24 protein-coding genes are annotated in these 24,646 nt (G+C 72.2%); 18 read left to right on the plus strand and 6 right to left on the minus strand.

Annotated elements, in window-relative coordinates; translation table 11 throughout:
• Nucleotides 1-71 precede the first annotated feature (71 nt).
• Nucleotides 72-1,274 carry an ROK family transcriptional regulator gene (locus tag O7616_RS22385; protein WP_282303779.1) on the minus strand — a complete coding sequence of 401 codons (1,203 nt, stop codon included), beginning with the start codon at nt 1,272-1,274 and terminating at the stop codon, nt 72-74.
• A gap of 236 nt (nt 1,275-1,510) precedes the next feature.
• Here O7616_RS22385 and O7616_RS22390 point away from each other — a divergent pair, with 236 nt between their 5' ends.
• From O7616_RS22390 to O7616_RS22410, 5 genes are all read left to right on the plus strand, one after another.
• The gene (locus O7616_RS22390) at nt 1,511-2,809 is read left to right on the plus strand and encodes a sugar ABC transporter substrate-binding protein (protein WP_282259141.1); all 1,299 of its coding nucleotides are present in this window, start codon (nt 1,511-1,513) and stop codon (nt 2,807-2,809) included.
• 70 nt (nt 2,810-2,879) lie between these two features.
• Entirely contained in the window at nt 2,880-3,872 is a 993-nt protein-coding gene (locus tag O7616_RS22395; RefSeq protein WP_282303780.1) for a sugar ABC transporter permease, read from the plus strand.
• A complete protein-coding gene (locus O7616_RS22400) occupies nt 3,865-4,704 on the plus strand; it encodes a carbohydrate ABC transporter permease (RefSeq protein ID WP_145781198.1) in 840 nt (279 codons plus the stop codon). Before O7616_RS22395 ends, O7616_RS22400 begins: the two co-directional genes overlap by 8 nt.
• A gap of 29 nt (nt 4,705-4,733) precedes the next feature.
• On the plus strand, nt 4,734-6,110 hold the full coding sequence (locus O7616_RS22405) for a GH1 family beta-glucosidase (RefSeq protein WP_282303781.1): 1,377 nt from the start codon (nt 4,734-4,736) through the stop codon (nt 6,108-6,110).
• A 106-nt stretch (nt 6,111-6,216) separates the two neighbouring features.
• Nucleotides 6,217-6,885 (plus strand): TMEM175 family protein, encoded by a 669-nt coding sequence (locus O7616_RS22410; RefSeq protein WP_282259138.1) that lies wholly within the window; start codon nt 6,217-6,219, stop codon nt 6,883-6,885.
• On the opposite strand, the gene O7616_RS22415 is transcribed toward O7616_RS22410, so the two are convergent.
• Nucleotides 6,859-7,449 (minus strand): nucleotidyltransferase family protein, encoded by a 591-nt coding sequence (locus tag O7616_RS22415; protein ID WP_282303782.1) that lies wholly within the window; start codon nt 7,447-7,449, stop codon nt 6,859-6,861. The genes O7616_RS22410 and O7616_RS22415 overlap by 27 nt on opposite strands.
• 126 nt (nt 7,450-7,575) lie before the next feature.
• On the opposite strand from O7616_RS22415, the gene O7616_RS22420 reads away from it, so the two are divergent.
• Genes O7616_RS22420 through O7616_RS22445 form a run of 6 tightly spaced genes read left to right on the plus strand, consistent with a single transcriptional unit; the run spans nt 7,576 to nt 12,789 of the window.
• Complete coding sequence (locus O7616_RS22420) at nt 7,576-8,073, plus strand: 2Fe-2S iron-sulfur cluster-binding protein (RefSeq protein ID WP_282307696.1); 498 nt, start codon at nt 7,576-7,578, stop codon at nt 8,071-8,073.
• The gene (locus O7616_RS22425; RefSeq protein WP_282303783.1) at nt 8,070-9,053 is read left to right on the plus strand and encodes a xanthine dehydrogenase family protein subunit M; all 984 of its coding nucleotides are present in this window, start codon (nt 8,070-8,072) and stop codon (nt 9,051-9,053) included. The genes O7616_RS22420 and O7616_RS22425 overlap by 4 nt, the downstream gene beginning before the upstream one ends.
• Nucleotides 9,054-9,076: 23 nt before the next feature.
• Nucleotides 9,077-11,185: a xanthine dehydrogenase family protein molybdopterin-binding subunit gene (locus O7616_RS22430; RefSeq protein WP_282303784.1), complete on the plus strand. Its 2,109-nt coding sequence runs from the start codon at nt 9,077-9,079 to the stop codon at nt 11,183-11,185.
• 28 nt (nt 11,186-11,213) lie between these two features.
• A complete protein-coding gene (locus tag O7616_RS22435; RefSeq protein WP_282259133.1) occupies nt 11,214-11,579 on the plus strand; it encodes a metalloregulator ArsR/SmtB family transcription factor in 366 nt (121 codons plus the stop codon).
• The gene (locus tag O7616_RS22440; protein ID WP_282303786.1) at nt 11,579-12,220 is read left to right on the plus strand and encodes an SRPBCC domain-containing protein; all 642 of its coding nucleotides are present in this window, start codon (nt 11,579-11,581) and stop codon (nt 12,218-12,220) included. Before O7616_RS22435 ends, O7616_RS22440 begins: the two co-directional genes overlap by 1 nt.
• Before the next feature lie 53 nt (nt 12,221-12,273).
• Entirely contained in the window at nt 12,274-12,789 is a 516-nt protein-coding gene (locus O7616_RS22445; protein ID WP_282303788.1) for an NUDIX domain-containing protein, read from the plus strand.
• Nucleotides 12,790-12,892: 103 nt separating this feature from the next.
• Here the strand turns inward: O7616_RS22445 and O7616_RS22450 are convergent, their stop codons facing one another.
• Together O7616_RS22450 and O7616_RS22455 are read right to left on the minus strand one after the other, a co-directional pair.
• Nucleotides 12,893-14,329 carry an ATP-binding protein gene (locus O7616_RS22450; protein ID WP_282303789.1) on the minus strand — a complete coding sequence of 479 codons (1,437 nt, stop codon included), beginning with the start codon at nt 14,327-14,329 and terminating at the stop codon, nt 12,893-12,895.
• A complete protein-coding gene (locus O7616_RS22455; protein ID WP_282303790.1) occupies nt 14,326-15,984 on the minus strand; it encodes an FAD-dependent oxidoreductase in 1,659 nt (552 codons plus the stop codon). The genes O7616_RS22450 and O7616_RS22455 overlap by 4 nt, the downstream gene beginning before the upstream one ends.
• 149 nt (nt 15,985-16,133) lie before the next feature.
• On the opposite strand from O7616_RS22455, the gene O7616_RS22460 reads away from it, so the two are divergent.
• From O7616_RS22460 to O7616_RS22490, 7 genes are all read left to right on the plus strand, one after another.
• A complete protein-coding gene (locus O7616_RS22460) occupies nt 16,134-18,371 on the plus strand; it encodes a hypothetical protein (protein WP_282303791.1) in 2,238 nt (745 codons plus the stop codon).
• Nucleotides 18,372-18,436: 65 nt separating this feature from the next.
• On the plus strand, nt 18,437-18,928 hold the full coding sequence (smpB, locus tag O7616_RS22465; RefSeq protein WP_282303792.1) for an SsrA-binding protein SmpB: 492 nt from the start codon (nt 18,437-18,439) through the stop codon (nt 18,926-18,928).
• A gap of 530 nt (nt 18,929-19,458) precedes the next feature.
• Entirely contained in the window at nt 19,459-19,881 is a 423-nt protein-coding gene (locus tag O7616_RS22470; protein WP_282303793.1) for a TOBE domain-containing protein, read from the plus strand.
• Nucleotides 19,882-20,079: 198 nt separating this feature from the next.
• A complete protein-coding gene (gene modA / locus O7616_RS22475) occupies nt 20,080-20,880 on the plus strand; it encodes a molybdate ABC transporter substrate-binding protein (protein WP_282303794.1) in 801 nt (266 codons plus the stop codon).
• Nucleotides 20,877-21,692 (plus strand): ABC transporter permease, encoded by an 816-nt coding sequence (locus O7616_RS22480; protein WP_282303795.1) that lies wholly within the window; start codon nt 20,877-20,879, stop codon nt 21,690-21,692. The genes modA and O7616_RS22480 overlap by 4 nt, the downstream gene beginning before the upstream one ends.
• The gene (locus O7616_RS22485) at nt 21,689-22,756 is read left to right on the plus strand and encodes an ABC transporter ATP-binding protein (protein ID WP_282303796.1); all 1,068 of its coding nucleotides are present in this window, start codon (nt 21,689-21,691) and stop codon (nt 22,754-22,756) included. Before O7616_RS22480 ends, O7616_RS22485 begins: the two co-directional genes overlap by 4 nt.
• A 158-nt stretch (nt 22,757-22,914) precedes the next feature.
• Nucleotides 22,915-23,493, plus strand: coding sequence for a dihydrofolate reductase family protein (locus O7616_RS22490; protein WP_282303797.1), 579 nt, complete (start codon nt 22,915-22,917; stop codon nt 23,491-23,493).
• 55 nt (nt 23,494-23,548) lie between these two features.
• Here O7616_RS22490 and O7616_RS22495 read toward each other — a convergent pair whose 3' ends face one another.
• Nucleotides 23,549-23,962 (minus strand): type II toxin-antitoxin system Phd/YefM family antitoxin, encoded by a 414-nt coding sequence (locus O7616_RS22495; protein WP_282259112.1) that lies wholly within the window; start codon nt 23,960-23,962, stop codon nt 23,549-23,551.
• A 39-nt stretch (nt 23,963-24,001) separates the two neighbouring features.
• Nucleotides 24,002-24,574 carry a GNAT family protein gene (locus tag O7616_RS22500; RefSeq protein ID WP_282303798.1) on the minus strand — a complete coding sequence of 191 codons (573 nt, stop codon included), beginning with the start codon at nt 24,572-24,574 and terminating at the stop codon, nt 24,002-24,004.
• Nucleotides 24,575-24,646 lie beyond the last annotated feature (72 nt).

The raw sequence follows: 24,646 nt of genomic DNA on the forward strand, positions 1-24,646 counted from the left end.
TGATCAAGAGGTTTGCGTCAGAAATCAGGCTCGGCATGACGCAAACCTCTTGATCACCAAAGGTGGGTGGGTCAGGGGCGGCGGACGCCGCCCTCGGTGAGGAAGCGGGCGATCGGGAGGGTGGCCGCGCCGAGCGCCACCGCGTCGACGCCGAGTCGGCACAGCTCGATCGACGCCTGGCCGAACGGCTGGCGCAGCGCCTGCCGGCCGGCGGCCTCCCGGACGGCCGGGAGCAGGTCACCCAGCGCCATCGCCGCCCAGCCGCCGAGCACCACCCGCTCCGGGTTGAACAGGTTGATCAGGTTGGCGACCCCGGCCCCGAGGTAGCCGGCGGTGTCGTCGAGGACCCGTCGGGCGGTGGCGGAGGTCGCGGCGGCGTCGACCAGGGCCGCGATCTGGGACTCCTCGTCCTCGCCCGGCACCGGCCTACCCCGGCGCGCCTCGCGGTAGCGGTCGATGATCGCCTCCGCGCCCACGTACGCCTCCAGGCAGCCGCGCGCGCCACACCGGCAGGCCCGCCCGCCGTACACCAGGGTGGTGTGACCCCACTCCCCCGCGCTGCTGGACGCGCCCCGGTAGGTGGCCCCGTTGGTCACCACCGACGCGCCGACACCGGAGCCGACCAGCGCGAAGACGGCGTTCCGGGCCCCCCGACCGGCGCCGAACCACATCTCGGCCTGGCCGAGGGTCTTGGCGCCGTTGTCGATGTGCAGCGGCAGGTCGGTGCCGGCGCCGATCAGCCGTTCCAGTGGCACCCGGTCCCAGCCGAGGGCCTGGGCGTGCACGACGGCCTCGGTGCCCTGCTCGACGACGCCGGAGACGCCGATGCCGACGCCGAGCACGTCGGCGGCGGCCACCCCGGCGGTGCCGGTCACCGCGTCGATGCCGGCCAGCACGTGCCCGGCGACCAGGTCCGGTTCGGTACGCGCCGGGTCGAGCGGGTATTCGACGCTGGCCAGCAGGGTCATGGCGAAGTCGAACAGCTCCACCCGGACCCGGGTCTCGCCGACGTCCACGCCGACCAGGAAGGCGAAGCGGGGTGCGATGCGCAGCAGCATGCTGGGCCGACCGCCGTCGGACTCGGCGGCCCCGGCCTCGGCGACGAGCCCCTCGTCGATCAGGTCGGCCACCACGTTGCTGACCGCCGGCTGACTCAGCCCGGTGCTGCGCACCAGGTCCTGCCGCGTGAGCGGGCCGTCGAGGAAGAGCCTGGTCAGCAGGGCGGACCTGTTGCGCAGCCGCACGCTGCGGTTGGTGGCACGCGCCAGCTCCACTCGTCACCTCGTTCCCGTCGGCCGTTCGAGGCGACTGTAACCGCCTCGTGCTTGACGACCCACCGGCCAACAACTTTAATGACGACATAAATTAAGCCGTGATGTAACTCCCGGGAAACGCCGACGGACCCCCGACGGCGCACCCCCGAACCCTGTCCGCAGCCGGCCGCCCGTCGCCCGACCCCTATCGGCGACGGAGGTCGGCGGACCCCCACCACGCACCGGAAGGGCAGACCGTGTCGAGACGACACCTCGGGATATTCACCGCCGCCGTACTGGCAGCAGCATCGCTGACCGCCTGCGGCGGCTCCGGCGACGACTCCGCAGCGTCGCCCAAGACGCTCACCTACTGGGCCAGCAACCAGGGCGCCAGCCTGGAGGCCGACAAGACGATCCTCCAGCCGGAGCTGGACAAGTTCGAGAAGCAGACCGGGATCAAGGTCACCGTCGAGGTGGTCCCCTGGTCGGACCTGCTCAACCGGCTGCTCGCGGCCGCCACCTCCGGCAAGGGCCCGGACGTGGTCAACATCGGCAACACCTGGTCGGCGTCGTTGCAGGCCACCGGCGCGCTCGTCGAGTTCGACGACGCCACCCTGCAGGCCGTCGGCGGCAAGGACCGGATCGTGCCCGCCGCGCTCGCCGCCGCCGGGGCCCCCGGCAAGCCGCCGGCCGCCGTGCCGCTCTACTCCATGGCGTACAGCCTGTACTACAACAAGAAGATGTTCGCCGACGCGGGCATCACCGCGCCGCCGACCACCTGGGAACAGGTCGTCGAGTACGGCAAGAAGCTGAGCACCGGCGGCAAGTGGGGCCTGGCGATCGAGGGGGCCAACCCGTCGGAGAACGCGCACCACGCCTTCACCTTCAGCCAGCAGTACGGCGGTGAGTGGTTCGACTCGGCCGGCAAGCCGACCTTCGACACCCCGCAGAACGTGTCGGCGATCAAGCGGTACATCGATTTCATGGCCGCCGACAAGATCACCAACCCGAGCAACGCGGAGTACGCGCAGAACCAGTCGGTCTCCGACTTCGCCAACGGCAAGGCCGCGATGCTGCTCTGGCAGTCCGCCGGCTCGAACCTGAAGACGCAGAACATGCCCGCCGACGCGTACGGGGTGGCCCCGGTGCCGTTCCTGGCCAGCCCGCCGGCCGGCGGCAAGAAGGTCAACAGCATGGTCGCCGGGATCAACATGGCGGTCTTCAAGCACACCAAGAACAAGGACGGCGCGCTGAGCTTCGTGAAGTTCATGACCAGCGACGAGGAGCAGACGATCCTCAACAAGACGTACGGCTCGCTGCCGGCGGTGAAGACCGCGGGCGCCGACCCGGCGTTCAGCGCCCCGGAGCAGAAGACCATCCAGGAGACCCTGGTCACCACGGCGGCCCCGCTGCCGCAGGTGCCCGAGGAGAGCACCTTCGAGACCCTGGTCGGCACCGCGATGAAGGAACTGTTCGCGGACGCGGCAAGCGGCAAGCCCGTCACCGAGGCATCGGTGAAGGCGAAGCTGACCGACGCGCAGCAGAAGATGCGCTGACCCAGGCGTCACCGGTGGCCGTGGTCGGGTGCTGAGCCCGACCACGGCCACCGACTCCGAGAGGACCCCGATGGCAACCAGCACCACCGCGCCGGACGCTGCCCGGCGCGAACCCCGGGCCGGGTCACCGGCACGAGGGCCGGCCCGCCGGCCCCGCGGCCCGCGCCGCTCGCTCCTGCCGTATCTGCTGCTCGCCCCGGCCATCGTGCTGGAACTCGCCATCCACGTGATCCCGATGGTCGTCGGGGTCTGGATGAGCATGCTGGAGCTGACCCAGTTCCACATCCGCGACTGGTCCACCGCGCCCTTCGTGGGGTGGGAGAACTACCGGGCGACGCTCGACCTGAACAGCGCCGCCGGCAAGGAACTGCTGCACTCGTTCTGGATCACCCTGGCCTACAGCGTGCTCTCGGTCGGGTTCGCCTGGCTGCTCGGCATCTCGGCGGCGGTCGTGCTGCAACGACCGTTCCGGGGGCGGGCGATCCTGCGCGCGCTGTTCCTCACCCCGTACGCCCTGCCGGTCTACGCCGCGGTGATCACCTGGAGTTTCCTGCTGCAACGCGACACCGGCCTGGTCAACCACGTCCTCGTCGACCAGCTCGGGCTGCTGGGCGAGCGGCCGTTCTGGCTGATCGGCGACAACAGCTTCTGGTCGCTGCTGGTGGTGTCGGTGTGGCGCAACTGGCCGTTCGCGTTCCTGTGCCTGATGGCCGGCCTGCAGAACGTGCCCGGCGAGCTGTACGAGGCCGCCGCGATCGACGGCGCCGGGTTCTGGCGTCGGCTGCGCTCGGTCACCCTGCCCATGCTGCGGCCGGTGAACCTGGTGCTGCTGCTGGTGCTGTTCCTGTGGACGTTCAACGACTTCAACACCCCGTTCGTGCTGTTCGGCGGCTCCGCCCCGGAGCAGGCCGACCTGATCTCCATCCACATCTACCGCAGCTCCTTCAAGACCTGGGACTTCGGCTCCGGCTCGGCGATGTCCGTGGCGCTGCTGCTGTTCCTGATGATCGTCTCGGCCGCGTACCTGCTGATCACCAACCGTCGGAGGGACGACCATGCGTGAGACCGCCGGTGAGCGCTGGGGTCGGCGCATCGTGCTGACCCTGCTCACCCTCTTCGTCGTCATCCCGCTCTACGTGATGGTCACCTCGGCCGCGAAGCCGTTGCAGGACGTGCAGAACGGCTTCACCTGGTGGCCCAGCCGACCCACCCTGCAACCGTTCGTCGACATGTGGAGCACCGTTCCGCTGGCTCGGTACCTGGTGAACAGCCTGGTGGTGTCGAGCATCGCGGCGGTCTGCTCGGTGGCGATCGCCATCTTCGCCGCGTTCGCGGTGAGCCGGTACCGGTTCCGTGGCCGGGGCGTCTTCACGGTGACGGTGCTGTCCACGCAGATGTTCCCCGGCATCCTGTTCCTGCTGCCGCTGTTCCTCATCTACGTCAACCTGGGCAACGCCACGGGCATCGAGCTGTACGCCAGCCGTACCGGCCTGGTGATCACGTACCTGACGTTCTCGTTGCCGTTCTCGATCTGGATGCTGGTCGGCTACTTCGACTCGATCCCCCGAGGGTTGGACGAGGCGGCGCAGGTCGACGGTGCCGGGCCGCTGCGCACCCTGTTCCAGGTCATCCTGCCGGCCGCCGTGCCCGGCGTCGTCGCGGTCACCGTGTACGCGTTCATGACCGCCTGGGGTGAGGTGCTGTTCGCGTCGGTGATGACCGACGAGGGCAGCCGCACCCTGGCCGTCGGCCTGCAGGGCTACTCCACCCAGTTCAACGTCTACTGGAACCAGATCATGGCCGCCTCGCTGGTGGTCAGCATCCCGGTCGTCGTCGGGTTCCTGGCCCTGCAGCGGTACTTCGTCGCCGGCCTCACCGCCGGCGCGGTCAAGTGAGTCATCCGATCCCAGAGGAGAACCATCCCGTGCCCGACCTGTCCAAGCTGCCACCCGATTTCCTCTGGGGTGTCGCCACGGCGGCGTACCAGATCGAGGGGGCCGTCGACGTCGACGGCCGGGCGCCGTCCATCTGGGACACCTTCTCGGCGACCCCCGGCAACGTCGACAACGGCGACACCGGCGCGGCGGCCTGCGACCACTACCACCGGTGGCCGGAGGACGTGGCGCTGCTGCGTCGGCTCGGCGTGGACGCGTACCGTTTCTCGGTGGCCTGGCCCCGGGTGATGCCCGAGGGCGTCGGCCGGGTCAACCCGGCCGGGCTGGACTTCTACGACCGGCTCGTCGACACGCTGCTCGCCGACGGGATCCGGCCGTTCGTCACGCTGTACCACTGGGATCTGCCGCAGGCCCTGCAGGACCGCGGCGGCTGGCCGGAGCGGGCCACCGCCGAGGCGTTCGCCGAGTACGCGGCGGTGGTGGCCGCCCGCCTCGGTGACCGGGTGGCCGACTGGAACACCGTCAACGAGCCGCTCTGCGTGTGCTGGATCGGGCACCTGGAGGGGCGGATGGCCCCCGGCGAGCGGGACCTCACCCGCGCGGTGCACGCCTCGCACCACGTGCTGCTCGGGCACGGCCTCGCCACCCAGGCGATCCGCGCCAACGCCGCCCGGCCGGCCTCGGTGGGCCTGGTGCTCAACCTCAGCCCGATCGAGGCGGCGACCGACCGGCCGGAGGACGTCGCGGCGGCCCGCCGGGCGGACGGGCACGTCAACAGGTGGTGGCTGGACCCGATCCACGGGCGCGGCTACCCCGCCGACATGATCGCCACCTACGGGGTCGAGCCGCCGGTACGCGGTGACGACCTGGCGGTGATCGCCACGCCCACCGACTTCCTCGGGGTGAACTACTACTTCCGTCAGTTGGTGGTCGACGACCCGACCGGAGCGGCGCCGTACGCCCGGCAGGTGCCGGTGCCCGGCTCGGTGGAGACCGCGATGGGCTGGGAGGTGTACCCGGCGGGGCTGGAGCGGCTGCTGGTCGACGTGCACGAGGAGTACCGACCGGGCCGGATCATCGTCACCGAGAGCGGTTCGGCCTGGCCGGACGAGGTCACCGCGGACGGCACCGTGGAGGACAAGGAGCGCACCGACCACCTGGAGCAGCACCTGGCGGCGTGCGCGTCGGCGGTGGCCCGGGGCGTGCCGCTGGACGGCTACTTCGTCTGGTCGCTGCTGGACAACTTCGAGTGGGCGTACGGCTACGACAAGCGCTTCGGGTTGGTGCACGTGGACTACGCCACCCAGCGGCGGACGATGAAGGCGAGCGGTCTGCGCTACGCCGAGGTGATCCGCGCCCACCAGGCGACGGCACGGGCGACCGGCACCGCGACGCCGGTGGCCTGAGACACGGCAGTGTGATCGGCCGCCCGGGGCGACCCCGGGCGGCCGTTCGTGTTCCGGTCGGCCGAAACCGCCGCGAGCCACCGCCTCGAGTGGCTAGCCTGCGGCAATGTCCGCAGCACCCGACGAGGTCGACCATCCCGAGCCCACCGGGCGGGTCTCCGGCACCGACCGGATGACCGCCTTCAGCGACGGTGTCTTCGCCATCGTCATCACGCTGCTGGTCATCGACCTGCGGGTGCCGGAGTACCACGAGGGTGAGCTGCTGACCGGTCTGCTGGACGAAGGCCCCTCGTACCTCGCCTTCGTGGTGTCCTTCGTCTACATCGGGGTGCTCTGGCTCAACCACCACGCGCTGCTGCGGCTGATCCGCCGGACCACCCTCGCGTTGAGCTGGATCAACCTGGGCATCCTCTTCGGCGCGGTGATCATCCCCTTCCCCACCGCCGTGCTGGCGTCCGCGTTCACCCGGGGCGACATCGACGACCAGCGCGCGGCGGTCGCCCTGTACGCGTTGTCGGCGGCGCTGATGTCGGCCCCCTGGCTGGTGTTCTTCGGCTACCTGCACCGCCACCCGGCGCTGCTGGAGAACCGGGTCGGCCCGGGGTACGTGCGGGCGCAGCGACTGCGACCGGTCACCGGCCTCGTCCTGTACGGGATCGGCGGCCTGCTCGGCTGGTTCGTCAACCCGCTGTTGGGTCTGATCGCCGTCATCGTGATGATCACCTATCACGCGGTGACCAGCCAGGGGCTACCCCGGTGGCTCGTACGCCGCTGAGCGGCGCAGCCGGAGCAGGTCGGCCGGGGTGTCCACGTCGACGGGTCCGCCCACGTCGTCGCAGGGCACCTCGACCACCAGGTCCGGACGGTCGCGGAGCAGCTCACGCGCACCCCGGTCGCCGACGGCGTACCTGTCCAGCAGCGGCCAGGTCGGTCGGCCCAGCAGGATCGGGTGGCCCGGCCGACCGCCGTAGGTGGCGACCACGATCCCTTCAACGGTGTACGCCGCGCGTACCCGTCGAACCGCGACCGGGCTGAGCAGCGGCTGGTCGACGAGGACCACGACCACGGCCGGCACGTCGGCCGGTAGCGAGGCCAGGCCCCGGAGCAGCGACGAGCCCAGCCCGTCGGGCCAGCGGTCGTGGCGCACCGGCACCGCGCCGGGAAGCTCGGGCACCTCGTCGGCGCCCGCGCCGAGCACCACGTGCACCGGCGCGCATCCACCGTCGCTCAACAGCCTGACCCCGCGCCGCACCAGCGGCTCGCCGTCCACCTCGACGAGCGCCTTCGGACGGCCGTAGCGCCGCCCGGCTCCCGCGGCGAGCAGCAGTCCGGCGATCACCGTCGTCCTCTCCGGCCTGAAGAGCTTTGCGTTATTCGCACCGACATATGCCGACAAGGCTAATCTGACCCGGTGCCAGACGGACCGGAGAACACGACGACGACCGACGAGCGGCACTCGTCCCGGGTGACGGTCGACGTCAACGGCGCGTCGCGCGAGGTGACAGTGGACAACCGGACCACCCTGCTCGACACGCTGCGCGAGCACCTCGGCCTGACCGGGGCGAAGAAGGGGTGCGACCACGGCCAGTGCGGCTCCTGCACGGTGCTGCTCGACGGCCGCCGGGTGAAGAGCTGCCTGATCTTCGCGGTCACCGTGGACGGCCGGTCGGTGCTCACCGTCGAAGGTCTGGCCGGGCCGGACGAGCTGTCGGATTTGCAGGCCGCGTTCGTCGCCCACGACGCGTTCCAGTGCGGCTACTGCACCCCCGGGCAACTCTGCTCCGCCCGGGGCATGCTCGACGAGGTGGCCAAGGGGTGGCCCAGCGCGGTCACCGACGACCTCGGTGCACCGGCCGAGCTGACCGACGCGGAGATCCGCGAGCGGATGGCCGGCAACCTGTGCCGCTGTGCCGCGTACCCCCACATCGTCGCGGCCGTGCGCGAGACGGCGGCGGCGACGTGAGGACGTTCCGCTACCACCGGCCCACCGACGTGGCCGACGCGGTCGCCGTGCTGACCGCCGAGCCGCAAGCCGCCTACCTGGGCGGCGGCACCAACCTGGTGGACCTGATGAAACTCGGGGTGCAGCGCCCGGACGTGCTGGTGGACGTGACCCGACTGCCGCTGGACACGGTCGAGGAGTCGCCCGACGGCGGGCTGCGGGTCGGCGCGACGGTGCGCAACAGCGACCTCGCGGCCCACCCGCTGGTACGCCGGGACTACCCGGTGCTGGCCCGCGCCCTGCTCGCCGCCGCCTCCGGGCAGCTGCGCAACATGGCCACCACCGGCGGAAACCTGTTGCAGCGCACCCGCTGCGTCTACTTCCAGGACACCGGCAAGGCGTGCAACAAACGGGAACCGGGCAGCGGCTGCGCCGCCCTGCACGGCCAGAACCGCGACCTGGCGGTGCTGGACTGGTCCGAGCAGTGCGTGGCCACCCACCCGTCCGACCTGGCCGTGGCGCTGACCGCCCTCGACACGGTGGTCGAGGTGCACGAGGCCGACGGCCCCCGCGACATCCCGATCACCGCCCTCTACCGCTCCCCCGGCACCCATCCGGAGCGGGAGACCACCCTCACCCGGGGCGCGCTGATCACCGCCGTCCGGCTGCCACCGCTGCCGGCCGCGCGCCGCTCGACGTACCTCAAGGTGCGCGACCGGGCGTCGTTCGCCTTCGCCGCCGGTTCGGTGGCCGCCGTGCTGGACCTCGACGGCGACACGGTCCGCGACGTGCGGTTGGCGTACGGGGCGGTGGCGCACCGGCCGTGGCGGGCGTACCGGGCCGAGGAGGAGCTGCGGGGGCGCCCGTTCACCCCGGAGCTGGCGGCCCGGGCCGCCGACGCGGAGCTGGCCGAGGCGCGCCCGCTGCGGCACAACGGTTTCAAGCTGCCGCTGACCCGGGCCATCACCGTGCGGGCGCTCACCGAACTGGCCGCGTCGTGAGCGGCGGCGAACCCGGCGGGGTCGTGAGCGGCGGCGAACCCGGCGGGGTCGTGAGCGGCGGGGCGGTCGGGCGGGCGTACCCCCGGTTGGAGGGCGCGGCGAAGGTCACCGGCGCGGCCCGGTACGCGGTGGAGTACCCGGTCGACGGGGTCACCTACGGCTGGGCGGTGCCGTCGGCGGTGGTCCGGGGCCGGATCACGCGGGTCGACGCGGCCCAGGCGCTGGCGTCGCCGGGCGTGCTGGCCGTGCTGCACCACGGCAACGCGCCCCGGCTCGCGCCGGGCCCGGAGCGGGAGCTGTGGCTGTTGCAGGAGCCGGTCGTGCACTACCGGGGGCAGTACGTCGCCGTGGTGGTGGCCACCAGCCTGGAGGCGGCCCGCGAGGGCGCTCGGTTGGTCCGGATCGACTACGACGCCGGCCCGCACAGCACCGTCCTCACCGACGACCACCCCGGCCTGTACCAGCCCGACCACGTCAACCCCAGCTATCCGACGGACACCACCGAGGGCGATTTCGACGCCGGGTACGCGGCCGCCCCGGTGCGGGTGGACGCCACGTACCGGACGCCGGCGTACCACAACAACCCGATGGAGCCGCACGCCACGACGGCGCAGTGGCGCGACGGACGGCTGCTGGTGCACGACTCCACCCAGGGCGCGTCGCCGGTCCGTGCCACCCTCGCCGAGTTGTTCGAGCTGCCCCCGGAGTCGATCCGGGTCGTCGCCGAACACGTCGGTGGCGGCTTCGGCAGCAAGGGGTACGCCAAGGCCGCGGTGGTGTTGGCCGCCCTCGCCGCCCGGCACGTGGACCGCCCGGTCAAGCTGGCGTTGACCCGGCAGCAACTGTTCGGGCCGATCGGCTACCGCACCCCCACCATCCAGCGGGTCCGCCTCGCCGCCGACACCGACGGACGGCTCACCGCGATCTGCCACGACGCGATCAGCCAGACCTCGACCATTCGGGAGTTCGCCGAGCAGACCGCCGTCTACACCCGCAGCATGTACGCCGCGCCGCACCGCCGCACCACGCATCGGCTGGTCCGCCTCGACGTGCCCACGCCGTTCTGGATGCGCGCCCCCGGCGAGTGCCCGGGCGCGTACGCGCTGGAGTCCGCGATGGACGAGTTGGCCGTCGCCGTCGGCATCGACCCGGTGGAGCTGCGCATCCGCAACGACACCGCTGTCGACCCGGATCAGGGGCGGCCGTTCACCAGTCGCAACCTGGTGACCTGCCTGCGCGAGGGCGCCCAGCGGTTCGGCTGGACCGACCGGGACCCGACGCCCCGCGCCCGCCGCGACGGGCGCTGGCTGCTCGGCACCGGGGTCGCCGGGTCGAGCTACCCGGCCCGGGCCCGGCCGTCGACGGCCACCGCCACCGCCCGACCCGACGGACGTTTCCTGGTCCGGATCAACGCCACCGACATCGGCACCGGCGCCCGGACGGCGATCTGGCAGGTGGCCGCCGACGCGCTCGGGGTGCCGCCCGAGCGGGTGGAGATCCAGATCGGGGACAGTGAGCTGCCGACCGCCCCGTTGGCCGGCGGATCGATGGGCACCGCGAGCTGGAGCTGGGCGGTCATCCGCGCCTGCCAGGCGCTGCGCGAGAAACAGCGCGACGACCCCGGCGAGGTGACCGCCGAGGCGGACACCACCGACGAGGTGGGCGGGCAACCCGCGCTCCCCCGGTACGCGTACGGGGCGCAGTTCGCCGAGGTGCGGGTGGACGCCGACACCGGCGAGGTACGCGTGAACCGGATGCTCGGGGTGTTCGCCGCCGGTCGGGTGGTGAACCCGACGACGGCGCGCAGCCAACTCATCGGCGGCATGACGATGGGCCTGTCGATGGCGCTGCACGAGGAGGGGCTGCTCGACGAGCGGTACGGCGACTGGGTCAACCACGACCTGGCCACGTACCACATCACCGGCTGCGCGGACGTCGAGTCCATCGAGGCGTACTGGCTCGACGAGCGCGACGACGAGCTGAACCCGGCCGGGGTGAAGGGCATCGGTGAGATCGGCATCGTCGGCACCGCGGCGGCTATCGCCAACGCGGTGCACCACGCGACCGGCGTACGGATCCGGGAGCTGCCGATCCGACTCGACAAGCTCATCGGATCATCAGAGTTGGCTTAAATAAGCGGTCAGTGATACAACTGTCGTCGTGCACGCCTTCGACGTGCTGGGCGATCCGGTCCGGCGCCGCATCCTGGAGCTGCTCGCCGACGGCGAGCAGACCGCCGGTGCGGTCAGCGCGGTGATCGGCGACGAGTTCGGCATCTCCCAACCCGCCGTGTCCCAGCACCTCAAGGTGTTGCGGGACAACGGCTTCGCCACCGTGCGGCCGGAAGGCACCCGGCGGTTGTACGCGGTCGACCCACGCCCACTACGCGAGGTCGACGGCTGGCTGGAGCACTTCCGCCGGTTCTGGGCCCCACCTCTGGCGGCACTCGCCACCGAGCTGGCCCGAGGTCGACGCGAGCGTCGGCTGCGCGAGCCCGCCGATCCACCCGACGAGAGGAACACCTGATGTTCGACGCCACCGAGCAGATCAACGCCGTCCAGCGGAAGGTCGGCAGCCGCACCCTGGAAGCCGGCGAGGCTCGGGTGACCACGATCAGCCAGACCTACCAGGCGACGGCCGACGACCTGTGGGACGCCTGCACCAACGCCGAGCGCATCCCCCGCTGGTTCCTGCCGATCTCCGGCGACCTGCGGCTGCACGGCACGTACCAGTTGCAGGGCAACGCCCACGGCACCATCGAGACCTGCGAGCCGCCGCACCGGTTCACCGCCACCTGGGAGTACGGCGACGAGGTGAGCTGGATCGAGGTGCGCGTCACGGCGGTCGGCGACGAGCGGGCCCGCCTCGACCTGGACCACATCGCGCACGTCGACCAGGACCGGTGGGCGCAGTTCGGGCCGGGTGCCGTCGGCGTCGGCTGGGACCTGGGTCTGCTCGGGCTCGCCGCGCACCTGGCCGGCGACGGCAGCGGCATCACCCCGGACCAGGCCGCCGAGTGGACCGCCTCCCCCGAGGGGCGACGGGCCATGGAGCTGAGCAGCCACCTGTGGGGTGAGGCCAGCATCGCCGCCGGCACCGACGCCGACGAGGCGAAGGCCGCCGCCGAGCGCACCACCGCCTTCTACACCGGCACCCCGGAGGTCTGAGCGCGGGCGGCGGCGCGGCAGGTTCCGGGGTCGTCGGGGTAGCGTGCTGCGGCATGACCGGCACGCCGTACTCGCACTGCTCCTACTGTGGCGCCGCCTACCCGCCGGCCGCCGGTTGGCCCCGGGTCTGCGCGGCCTGCGGCGAGACCGTGTGGCGCAATCCCCTGCCGGTGGCGGTCGCGGTGCTGCCGGTCCGCACGGCCGACGGCCTGGGCGTGGTGGTGGTCCGCCGGGACATCGAGCCGGCCCGCGGCCTGCTCGCGCTGCCCGGCGGCTTCATCGAGTACGGCGAGGAGTGGTCCGACGCGCTCGTCCGTGAGCTGCGGGAGGAGACCGGCCTGGTCGCGGCGGCCGAGGACGCCCGGCTGTTCGCGGTGCACGGCGCCCCGGCGGGCGGCACCATGATGGTCTTCGGGGTGCTGCCCGAGCAGCGGGCCGAGGACCTACCGGCATCGGCGCCGACCGAGGAGGCGACCGAGTGGCTGGTGCTCACCGACCCGGTCGAGCTGGCGTTCTCCACCCACACCCGGGCGCTGGCCGACTTCCTCACGGCGGAAGGCCGCGTCTGAGCCCGACCGACGGGGGTGATCGACTCCAGGTCGGCGATGTGGGGGCGTTACAGCGGCGCGACGGCGCCACCTCGCCGAGGTGGAGTCGATCATCCACCGTTCTCTAGGTGGTCGGCGCACCCTCCGCGATCGGCAGCAGCACCCGGAAGGTGGTGCGCCCCGGCTCGGTCTCCACCCGGATGTCGCCGTGGTGCTTGTGCACCACGATCCGGTACGAGATGTCCAGCCCCAACCCGGTGCCCGCCCCCACCGGCTTGGTGGTGAAGAACGGCTCGAAGATCCGTGGCCGCACCTCCGGCGGGATACCCGGTCCGGTGTCGGTGATCTCCACCGCCAGCAGGTCGCCGACGAGTCCGGTGCGGACGGTCAACACACCCTTCTCACCCATCGCGCCCAACGCGTTGTCGATCAGGTTGGTCCACACCTGGTTCAGCTCGGCCGCGTACGCCGGGACCGGCGGAAGACCACGGTCGTACTCGCGGACCAGCTTGACCTCGGCGGGGATCTTCCCCTTGAACATCACCAACGTGGCGTCGAGCAGGTCGTGCACGTCCACCACCCGGTGCGGCGCCCGGTCCAGCTGCGAATACTGCTTGGCGGCGCCCACCAGGCCCGAGATCCGGGTCACCGCGTCGCCGATCTCCCGCATCAACAGTTCGGTGTCGACGGTGTAGGTGAGCCAGCGCACCGCCGCCTCCAGGTCGGCCGGGCCGACCGCCGCCTTCACCTGCGTCAGCCAGGCCGTGTCGAGGCCGCCACCGACCAGGATCGGCGCCAGGTCCCAGGCACCCTCGACCCCCTGGTCCTCCAGCCAGTCGGTGAGGGTGTCCTCGGCGTCCGCGGTGGCCACCGGGGACAGCTTCGGCGCGGTCGCCACCCGGGCGACGGCCTCCTCCTGCAACGAGACGAGACCGTGCAGAGCGCTGCCGTCGAGCCGACCGTCAGCGATCATCGCGAGCTTGTGCCGCATCCCGGCGACCCGGTCCCGCAACACCGACGTCGCCCGCACCGCCGCCGCGGCCGGGTTGTTCAGCTCGTGCGTCAACCCCGCCGACAGCGATCCCAGGGCCAGCAGCCGCTCCCGTTCACCGACGATCGCCTGCGAGTCCCGCATCCCGAAGAACAGCCCCTCCAACAGGTGCATGGGCATCGGGAACCAGGACCGCAGGGCGTACGCGAAGTCCTCCGCCGGCAGCACGAAGAAGTCCGCGTCGGTCACCGCCCGCAGACTGTTGCGATAGACCTGGTCGACCTGGTCACCCAGGTACGCCTGGGTGGCCCCGCCATACACCCCACGCTGCTCGGTCCGGCTGACCTCCACGTCGTCGCCGTGCACCAGACGACTCAACGCCACCGCCCCGCGCACCAGGACGAAGAAACAGGTGGCGGGCTCGCCCTCGGCGTACACGAGGGTGCCCCCGGCGCGCTGCTCGACCCGGCCGTGCTCGGCCAGCCAGTCGAGCTGCGCGTCGTCGAGGGCCTCGAACAGGAACAGGGTACGCAGCTGCGCCGGTGTCAGCCGGTCGGACTCGGTGGTCATTGGCCCTCCAGGTAACGGTGCACGAGCGAAACGGCCATCGCGCCCTCGCCGACGGCCGAGGCGACCCGCTTGACCGACTCGGCCCGCACGTCACCCGCGGCGAACACACCCGGCACGCTGGTCTCCAGGTGGTACGGGTCGCGGGACAACGACCAGCCCGCCGGCCGCCGCCCACCGGCCAGCAGATCCGGACCGGTCACGATGAAGCCGCGCCCGTCGCGGACCAGCACCCCGTCCAGCCACTCGGTGCGCGGCTCGGCACCGATGAAGATGAACAGCCACGAGGTGTCGACCGAACGGGCCTCCCCGGTGCGGGTGTCGCAGAGGGTCAGCCGTTCCAGGTGCCCCTCCCCGGCCGCGCCGACCACGGCGGTGTGCGGGTGCACGGTGATCCGGTCGATCCGTTCCAACTGGTCGATCAGGTACCGCGACATCGAGGCGGTCAGGTCCGCGCCTCGGATCAGCAGGTGCACCCTCGACGCGTACCGGGAGAAGTGCACCGCCGCCTGCCCGGCGGAGTTGGCCCCGCCGACGATGTAGACGTCCTGCTCGACGCAGCTCGGCGCCTCGGTGGCAGCGGCACCGTAGAACACCCCCCGACCGGTGAAGTCGGCCAACCCGGGTGCGTCGAGCACCCGGTACGACACGCCGGTGGCCAGCACCACGGTGTGCGCCGCGATCTCGCTGCCGTCGCCGAAGCGCAGCAGCCGGGCACCGCCGGCCTCGCTGAGACCGACCACCTCCCGGGCGCTGAGCAGTTCCGCCCCGAACTTCACCGCCTGCCGCCGGGCCCGATCGGTCAACTGGGCGCCGGAGACGCCGTCCGGGAAGCCCAGGTAGTTCTCGATCCGGCTGCTCTGCCCGGCCTGCCCGCCGGTCGCCCGCCGCTCGACGAGCACGGTCCGCAGCCCCTCCGACGCCCCGTACACGGCCGAGCCGAGGCCGGCCGGGCCACCGCCGATCACCACCAGGTCGTAGAAGTCGGCCGCCGGCACCACGGTCAACCCGGCCAGCGCGGCCAGCTCGGCCTCACTGGGGGCGATCAACGCCTTGCCCTCCGGGGTCACCACCAGGGGTACGTCCGCCTCGGTGGCCCCGGCCGCGTCGAGCAACCGGACACCCTCCGGGTCGTCGGACAGCAACCAGCGGTACGGCACCAGGTTGCGGGCCAGGAAGTCGCGGACCTTGAACGACGGCGCCGACCACCGGTGCCCCACCACCCGGATCTCGGCACTCGCCGCGTCCGGGGTGGCCGCCCACGCCTCCAGCAGCCCGTCCACCACCGGGTACAGCTTCTCCTCCGGCGGATGCCACGGCTTGAGCAGGTAGTGGTCCAGGTCCACCACGTTGATCGCCTCGATCGCGGCGTCGGTGTCCGCGTACGCGGTGAGCAGCACCCGGCGCGCCGCCGGGAAGATGTCCATGGCCGCCTCGAGGAACTCCACGCCGGTCATCTCCGGCATCCGGTGGTCGGCCAGCAGCAGCGCCACCTGCTCGCCGCGCAGTTTGACCTCCCGCAGCGCGTCCAACGCCTCCGGCCCCGACGAGGCCCGCAGCACCCGGTAGCGGTCGCCGTAGCGGCGCCGGACGTCCCGGGCCACCGCCCGGGACACCACGGGATCGTCGTCGACGGTCAGGATCACCGGGTTCGCCATGGCGCCATGAAACCACCTGCCGTGGGTCCGCCGCACCAGGGCGTGAGGTCCGCCGCACGGTTGACCGGGCTCGGGATGGGTAAGCCGGGGAGCCGCGCGGGCCGCACCCCGGCTATCCGCCCGGTTGCCGCGCACACTTCGGGGGGCCCATGGCGGACGCGACACCGACCCGAGGAACGACGTCGGGCGCGATCGTGGAGCTGCGGGTGCACGGCGTCTCCGGCGCGGGGGCGGACCAGGTGTTGGACCGACCGCACGTGCACCAGGTCGCCGGAGACCGCAGCGGCGGGTTCTACCGACCGCGTCCCGGCTACCCGGACTCGACCGGGACCGACGGGGTGACGCTGGAGGCGTACCGCTGGGGCGACCTGCCGTCCGGCACGGCCGTCCGGACGCTGTCGCTGGTGTTCCTGCTGCCGTTCATGCTCTGCAACGTGGCGTTGTGGATGCGTCCGGCGAACAGCGCTTCGAAGCGCGGCTTCATGGCGCTGTGCCGGGTGCTCGCCCTCACGCTCACCATGCTCTACGTGCTCTCCATCGTCGGCGTGGCGCTGGACCTCATCGCCTGGCGCTGCATGGGCAGCCCGGCATGCCTGGCCGGCCGGAGCTGGTTGTCCTGGCTCGGCGGGCGACCGACCGGGCTGCGCCTGGCTCTCCTGGCGTTGGTGCCGGTCGCCGCCATCGGGCTCGTGTGGCGGCTGGGCTCCCGCCCGAGCCACTCGTTCGACGCGTTCCGGACCCCGTCGACGCCGGTGTCTAAGCACCGGTTGAGCGCGGTCGGCCAGTGGGACGGCGCCCCACTGGTGGGTCGACTGCGCTCGGTCCACGTCGCGGCGGCGTTCGCCACGCTGGACGGCAGTCTGCTGGCCGCGCGGGCCAGCCAGCACTCCTCGTGGACGATGGCGATACTCCTGACCGCCACCGGGGCGGTGCTGCTGACCTGCCTGGTCATGGTCACGATGGTGCCGAGCATCGATCGACCGAGTCCGTCACCCCGCGTCGACACCCTCTTCCGCACCCTGCGCACCCTCGCCTGCGGCCTGACCATCCTGGTCATCGTGCACATCGCCATCAGCCCGGCGCCGTGGCCGCAGGGCGGCGTGCTACCCGGCTACAGCGCCATCGTGGCCTGGGTGTTCGTCAGTCAGACGGTACTGGTGGTCAGCCTCGCCGCGCTGGTGCTCCGGCGACGCGGTGGCGGGCAACGACGGGCGCCGCTCCGCGCGTTGGGAGCGCCGGTCTTCATCACCGTCGCCGCCGAACTGGCGGTGGCCTTCTCCGCCGAACTGGTCTACCGGGGCGCGGACCTGCTCGACCGCAACGGAACCACGGCGGACAGCCTGGAAACCAGCCCTCCCCTGGCGTACAAATGGGCGATTTTCGGTTTCTTCTTGGCGATGGTGACCGCCCTGCTGGTCGCCGGTCTGGTCACCCGGCTGACCAGACCCGGACGCCGGCGGGCCGCGCGGGCGATCGTGGCCGCCGACTTCCCGGACGCCCCGCCGTCGGCGGCGAGCCGACTCCGCCGCGTCGAGCAGGCGGTGGCCCGGGCGCGCTTCACCGAACGACTCGAACCTCTATCGGTGGTGTACGCCGGCCTGGCGGCGCTCGGCCTGTCCACCAGCGTACTCGGCCTGCTCCAACTGCTCCCCGGCGACGAGGCGCAGCGCTACGTCGGAGTCCCGGAGAGCCTGGTCGACTTCCTGATCGGGTTCGGCAGCTACCTCATCGCGGCGGTCGTGCTCGGGCTGGTGATCGGCGGCATCTTCGCCTACCGGACGGCCGGATTCCGACGGTACGTGGGCGTGCTGTGGGACCTGGGCACCTTCTGGCCCCGGGCCGCGCACCCCTTCGCCCCGCCCTGCTACGCCGAACGGGCCGTACCGGAGTTGGCCAAGCGGGTCAGCTACCTGGTGGAGCAGGGGCACGGGGTACTGCTCGCCGGGCACAGCCACGGTTCGGTGCTGCTCGCCGCGACCGTGCTCCAGCTACCCACCCGGATCACCGACCGGGTTGCCCTGCTGACCTACGGGTCCCCACTGGGACGGTTGTACTCACGGCTGTTCCCGGCGTACACCGACGACCCGGCGTTGCGGGAGATCGGCGAGCGGGTCGGTTGGCGGTGGCTCAACCTGTGGCGCGACACCGACCCGATCGGCGGCTGGATCTTCGCCTCCCAGCGGCCCGGCCGGGCGGAGGAACTGACCGGACCGGCGGCGACCGTGGATCGCCGACTGGTCGACCCGGTCGACGTGGTGCCCGCGCCCAGCGACAGCGTGCCGCCCCCGATCCTCGGACACTGGCCGTGCGAGTCGCAGGAGGCGTTCACCGAGGCCGAACGGGACCTGATCGGGCGGCTGCGCCGGGGACACCCGGCACACGAGTGAGCCGACCGGCCCGGTACCGCCGATATCGGATGCCGTCGCCGGGTGACTCCGACTATCGTCGCCGGGTGACTCCGTCCAAGCAGCCCGAACGTCGGCTGATCGCCTCGAACAAGAAGGCCCGGCACGAGTACGAGGTGCTGCGCACCTACGAGGCGGGCATCGTGCTGGTCGGGACCGAGGTGAAGTCGCTGCGCGAGGGACGGGCCTCGCTGGTGGACGCGTTCGCGCACGAACGGGACGGCGAGATCGTGCTGTACGGCCTGCACATCGCCGAGTACGCGTACGGCACGTGGACCAACCACGCACCCCGACGCAACCGCAAACTGCTGCTGCACCGGGCCGAGATCGACCGGATCCTCGACAAGGTCCGCGAGGGCGGGGTGACCATGGTGCCCCTGTCCATGTACTTCGAGAACGGCTACGCCAAGGTCGAGCTCGCCCTGGCGAAGGGCAAACGCTCCTACGACAAGCGGCAGACGCTGGCCGAGCGGGACGCCAACCGGGAGATCGCCCGCGAACTGGGCCGACACCTCAAAGGCCACCCCCGCCGGGTCTGAGCCGGTTCCGCCCACGCGCCTCCGGGGCCGCGGCCCCTCCCGCGAAGGCCCGCCCCACGTCTCACGTCTCACGTCTCACGCCTCACGCCTCACGCCTCACGCCTCACGCCCCACGCCCCACGCCCCACGCCCCACGCCCCACGCCCCACGCCCAAGATCCGCACAACATCGGGGATGTTGCTGCCTCCGACACGCGGGAAACAGCAACATCACCGTTGTTGCGCGGATCTTGGTGGGCGCGTGCGGCGGGCGCGGGCGGCGGGCGCGGGCGGCGGGCGGCGGGCGCGGGCGCGGGCGTGGGCGGCGGGCGCGGGCGGCGGGCGTGGGCGGCGCGATGATCGCGCTACATCCAGGAAGTAGGGGCCTCACCCGCGCGCCGACACCACTACATCAAGGATCGAGGGCGATCTTGGTGGAGCGCCGAGACTGGGCAGCTGAACGCAATTGCTGTCGTCAAAGCGCTATTTCATGCGCGAATGCTGGCCCTTCGGGGCTTTCGCGCTTGCAGGTGCGGGCGATAGGGTCGGGCGGTGACGACCTTCCGGATCGGAGAGGCGGCCGACCTGCTCGGCGTCAGCTCCGACACGATCCGTCGCTGGGTGGACGCCGGGCGGCTGACGGCCGGGCGCGACGAACACGGCCACCGCGTCATCGACGGCGTCGACCTGGCCTCGTTCGCCCGCGCTCAGGCCGCCGACCCGGATGCGGGCGCCGAGTTCTCCTCCGCCCGCAACCGGCTGCGCGGCATCGTCGTCGACGTCCGCAAAGACACGGTGATGGCCCAGGTCGACATCCAGGCCGGCCCGTTTCGCGTCGTGTCGTTGATGAGCCGGGAGGCGGTCGACGAACTCGACCTGCGCGTTGGTTCGGTGGCGGTCGCGGTGATCAAGTCGACCACCGTGGTGGTGGAGCGGACCGCACCCACCCCGACCAGGGGAAGGGCAGGCGGATGAACGCGTCGAAGGACCGATGGATGAGCGCGCGGGAGAGCCACCGGGCGAACGCGCGGAGCACTCGCGGATGAGCGCGCGGCAAGGCCACCCGGTGAGCACGGTGCAGGACCGGTGGGTGAGCACGGTGCAGGACCGGTGGGTGAGCACGGCGGAGGACCACCGAGTGAAATCGGCGGATGAGCGCACGGAAGGCCCCGGATGAGCGCGGGAATGATGCGCCTGCGGGTGGTGGGGCGGGCGGTGGCCGTACTGGTGGCACTGGCGGTTGCCGGTTGCGGCGCGGGCGGTGACCGGGCCTCGGGCGGTGACGCGGACGGCCGGGGCGTCGGCGCGGTCACGGTGTTCGCGGCCGCGTCGCTGACCGAGTCGTTCACCCGGATCGCGAAGGACTTCGAGGCCGCCAATCCGGGCAGCACGGTGACCCTCAACGTCGCCGGCAGTTCCGCCCTGGCCAACCAGATCAACCAGGGCGCGCCGGCCGACGTGTTCGCCTCGGCCGCCCCGGCGAACATGGCCACCGTCAGCGAGGCCGGCAACGCCGATGGCGCGCCGAGCATCTTCGCCCGCAACCAGCTGGTCATCGCGGTGCCCCGGGGCAACCCGGAGGGGGTCACCGGTCTGGCCGACCTCGGCAAGCCCGGTGTGAAGGTGGCGGTGTGCGCCACGCAGGTGCCCTGCGGCGCGGCGGCGCGTACCGCCCTGGACGCGGCCGGTGTCGCGCTGACGCCGGCGACCCTGGAGCAGGACGTCAAGGGCGCCCTCGCCAAGGTGAAGCTCGGTGAGGTCGACGCGGCCGTGGTCTATCGCACCGACGCGCGGGCGGCGAGCGCCGACGTGACCGGTGTGGAGTTCCCCGAGTCGGCGCGGGCGGTCAACGACTACCTGATCGTCGCGCTGAAGGACGCACCAAACTCGACCGCCGCGCGGGCGTTCGTCGCGTACGTCCGCTCGGCGTCGGCGCAGGCGGTCCTCGTCGCGGCCGGCTTTCAGGCTCCATGAGCCGGCCTCTCGATCACGCTACGGCCCGGCGGCGGGGGCGGGTGCCGGCGGCGCTGCTGATCCCCGCCGGGCTGGGGCTGCTCTTCCTCGTCCTGCCGTTGGCCGGGCTGGTGGTCCGGGCACCGTGGACGACTCTGCCGGGGCGGCTCACCGAGCCGGGCGCGCTGACCGCTCTTCGGCTGTCGGTGCAGACCGCGACCCTGGCCACCGTCCTCTGTCTGCTGCTCGGGGTGCCGCTCGCCTGGATGCTGGCCCGGGTCGACTTCCCCGGCCGCCGACTGGTACGCGCGCTGGTCACCGTGCCGCTGGTGCTACCGCCGGTGGTCGGTGGGGTGGCGTTGTTGCTGGTCTTCGGTCGGCGTGGGCTGCTCGGCGGGTGGCTCGACGCCACCTTCGGCATCACGCTGCCCTTCACCACCGCTGGTGTCGTGCTGGCCGAGTCGTTCGTGGCCATGCCGTTCCTCGTCATCGCGGTGGAGGGGGCGCTCCGTGCCGCCGACCACCGCTTCGAGGAGGCCGCCGCGACGCTGGGCGCCAGCCGGTGGACCACCTTCACCCATGTGACGTTGCCACTGGTGGCACCCGGGCTGGCCGCCGGCGCGGTGCTGTGCTGGGCGCGGGCGCTCGGCGAGTTCGGCGCCACCATCACCTTCGCCGGCAACTATCCCGGCCGGACGCAGACCATGCCACTCGCCGTCTACCTGGCGTTGGAGACCGACCTGGAGTCCGCGATCGTGCTCAGCCTGGTGCTGCTCGTCGTGTCGGTCGGCATCCTGGTCGCGCTGCGCGACCGCTGGATGACCAGCGCATGACCGGCCCGCTGCTCGACGCCCGGCTCGTCGCCGACCGGGGGACGTTCCGACTCGACGTGCCGTTACGGGTGGCGCCCGGCGAGGTCGTCGCGCTGCTCGGCCCGAACGGTGCCGGTAAGACCACCGCGCTGCGTGCCCTGGCCGGGTTGCACCCGCTGACCGACGGCCACGTCACGCTCGACGGCGTCGACCTGGACCGTCCGGCGACGCGCGACTGGGTGCCCACCGAACGCCGATCGATCGGTGTGGTCTTCCAGGACTACCTGCTCTTTCCGCACCTGAGCGCACTGGACAACGTGGCTTTCGGGCCGCGTCGACACGGCGTCGACCGGAGGACGGCCCGCGCCACGGCGCGTGGCTGGCTCGACCGGGTGGGGCTCGACGGGCACGCGCACCGCCGCCCCCGGCAGCTCTCCGGCGGTCAGGCACAGCGGGTGGCGCTGGCGCGAGCGTTGGCCCTCGTACCGTCGCTGTTGCTGTTGGACGAGCCGCTCGCGGCCCTGGACGCGCGCACCCGGCTGGACACGCGTGCCGAACTGCACCGCCACCTGTCCGCGCACCCGGGCGCCACGCTGCTGGTCACCCACGATCCGCTGGACGCCCTCGCGTTGGCGGACCGGCTGGTCATCGTCGAGGGCGGGCGGGTGGTCCAGGAGGGCGACGGGCCGAGCGTCACCGCGCGTCCGCGCACCGACTACGTCGCGCGGCTCGTGGGGCTGAACCTCTATCGGGGCAGGGCCGACGGGTTCGGGGTACGGGTCGCGCCGGACCTGACCCTCGCCGTCGCGGACCGGTTGGACGGCGAGGCGTTCGTGGCGTTCCGACCGGCGGCGGTGGCCCTGCACCCGAGCCGTCCGGAGGGCAGCCCGCGCAACACCTGGACGGGAACCGTGGCCGGTGTCCAACAGCACGGCGACAACCTGCGTGTGCAGGTGGACGGGCCGATCGAGGTGGCCGCCGACGTCACGCCGGCCGCCGTCGCCCAGCTGCGGCTGGTCCCCGGTCAGCGGGTGTGGGTGGCGGTCAAGGCGGCCGAGACGCACGCCTACCCGGCCAACGGCTGATCGCCGGGCTGCCGGCCACCTGGCTCGTGAACACGTCACAGTGACGACGAGCCGGCCGCGGCGGTGTGGGACCCGCTGTCGTTTTCGTCCAAGACGGCCATCGCGTCCGCCCTCTAGTCTGGACCCGGCAGCTCGCCCGAGCATGAGGAGACAGCACGATGCGCAACCTGGTCTACACCGGTTTCATGTCGCTGGACGGGGTCGTGGATTCGCCCGGTGGCGGGCCTTCAGAGGAGCACCGCAGCGGCGGGTGGGTGTTCAAGGACCTCGAGTTCGTGCCGGAAGCCTGGTCGCTGAAGGGCGAGGAGCTCGCCGACACCACGGCGTTGATGTTCGGCCGTCGCAGCTACGAGGCGTTCGCGCCGGTCTGGCCCGGCTCGGAGGACCACGCCGGCTACAAGGAGCTGCCCAAGTACGTGGTGTCGACATCGCTGTCCGAGGACGCCATCGTCGACGGGTGGGGGCCGACCACGATCCTGCGCTCGACCGGGGACGTGGCCGCGCTCAAGGAGGGCGACGGCGGTGCGATCTTCATCCACGGGAGCGCGGAGTTGGCTCGGCGGCTGTCCGACGCGGGCCTGATCGACCAGTACAACCTGCTCGTCTTCCCCGTGTTGCTCGGTGCCGGCAAGAGCCTGTTCGGCCGGGCCGACCGGGACAAGCACATGCTGACGCTGCGGGAGTCGGAGAGCTACCCGAACGGGATCCTCAAGCTGGTCTACGACGTCAAGCGGTGATCCAGGTAGCCGGCGACGGAGCCGATCCCTGCGCCACCTGGCGGCGGGGACGCGGTCAGCCGGCGAGCAGGTCGGTGTGCGCGGCACGCAGTCGGACCAGCGTGGGGTCGCTGCCCGGGATGACGCGGCGATCCAGCTCGGCCCATGCCTCGGCGAGCGCCGCCCGGACCGCACTCAACTCGGCGGCGTGCCGCTGACTGCTGCGGCGGTGCTGCTCGTCGAGGCGACGGGCCCAGCCGGCGGTGACGGCGGCGAGCCGGTCGGCGTCGGCGCGGGCCTGGGCGCCGCTGCGGGCGGCCGCGGCGGGGACGATCGCGGCGACCGGACGGGGGTCGCCGTCGCGGGTGACGACGGTGACCGCGTCGGTCAGCTCGGCCAGCGCGACGAGCTGACTGAACCGGGTGCGCGCCTCACGCAGCGGCACGGAACGCGGCGGGTCGGAATGAGGGGTGAGCGCGGGGACGGCCATGAATGCATGGTGGCGACCGGGTACGACAGAAATCCGTCGTCAGTGGACGGTGGCCGGCGATCCGCTCGCCGCGGACAGCCACTCGTCGGCCAGCACCGACCAGATTTCGAGGTCGATCCGGCCGTGCGGACCCGGTCGGAGCTGGCGGAGCGTGCCGTCGAGGCGCAGACCGAGCCTCCGCGCGAGGGCCTTGCTGCGGGTGTTGTCGGCGTTGGTCCGCCACTCCACCCGCTGGATGCCGCGCTCGCGGACCGCCCAGTCGACGATCCGGCGGATCGCCGGTGCGACCATGCCCCTGCCCTCGGCCGCCGGCTCCACCCAGCAGCCGACCTCGCAGGCGCCGCCGGCCGCGTCGAACGACACGAAGATGACCCCGCCGACGAGGGTGCCCCGCCACCACAGCCCCCACATGCCTCCGCTGTCACCGGCCCAGCGGTCGGCGTACCGCTGCAGCACCGCCCGCGCCGAGGCCAGGTCGGTGGCGGCGAAGGACGGCGACACCCAGGGCTTGATGTGTTCGCGGGCGCGGTCCATGTGGGCGAGGAACTCCTCGGCCCGCCACGGCTCCAGCGGGCGCAGCTCGACATCCTCGGTCAGCGGCAGGGCGAACACCGGGCCTCCAGTCAGGTGCGCGTAGATCGTCGGTTGCAGGCTCGCACAGGCCCGTCGGTCCGCGCCGCACCG

Source organism: Micromonospora sp. WMMD964, from assembly GCF_029581455.1.
Taxonomy (GTDB): domain Bacteria; phylum Actinomycetota; class Actinomycetes; order Mycobacteriales; family Micromonosporaceae; genus Micromonospora.

Bases quoted from the DNA above. Each gene is read 5' to 3' on its own strand.
- O7616_RS22395 (WP_282303780.1), top strand. From the start codon at position 2,880: ATGGCAACCAGCACCACCGCGCCGGACGCTGCCCGGCGCGAACCCCGG.
- O7616_RS22400 (WP_145781198.1), top strand. From the start codon at position 3,865: ATGCGTGAGACCGCCGGTGAGCGCTGGGGTCGGCGCATCGTGCTGACC.
- O7616_RS22410 (WP_282259138.1), top strand. From the start codon at position 6,217: ATGTCCGCAGCACCCGACGAGGTCGACCATCCCGAGCCCACCGGGCGG.
- O7616_RS22440 (WP_282303786.1), top strand. From the start codon at position 11,579: ATGTTCGACGCCACCGAGCAGATCAACGCCGTCCAGCGGAAGGTCGGC.
- O7616_RS22445 (WP_282303788.1), top strand. From the start codon at position 12,274: ATGACCGGCACGCCGTACTCGCACTGCTCCTACTGTGGCGCCGCCTAC.
- O7616_RS22450 (WP_282303789.1), bottom strand. From the start codon at position 14,329: ATGACCACCGAGTCCGACCGGCTGACACCGGCGCAGCTGCGTACCCTG.
- O7616_RS22455 (WP_282303790.1), bottom strand. From the start codon at position 15,984: ATGGCGAACCCGGTGATCCTGACCGTCGACGACGATCCCGTGGTGTCC.
- O7616_RS22460 (WP_282303791.1), top strand. From the start codon at position 16,134: ATGGCGGACGCGACACCGACCCGAGGAACGACGTCGGGCGCGATCGTG.
- modA (WP_282303794.1), top strand. From the start codon at position 20,080: ATGAGCGCGGGAATGATGCGCCTGCGGGTGGTGGGGCGGGCGGTGGCC.
- O7616_RS22480 (WP_282303795.1), top strand. From the start codon at position 20,877: ATGAGCCGGCCTCTCGATCACGCTACGGCCCGGCGGCGGGGGCGGGTG.
- O7616_RS22485 (WP_282303796.1), top strand. From the start codon at position 21,689: ATGACCGGCCCGCTGCTCGACGCCCGGCTCGTCGCCGACCGGGGGACG.
- O7616_RS22490 (WP_282303797.1), top strand. From the start codon at position 22,915: ATGCGCAACCTGGTCTACACCGGTTTCATGTCGCTGGACGGGGTCGTG.
- O7616_RS22495 (WP_282259112.1), bottom strand. From the start codon at position 23,962: ATGGCCGTCCCCGCGCTCACCCCTCATTCCGACCCGCCGCGTTCCGTG.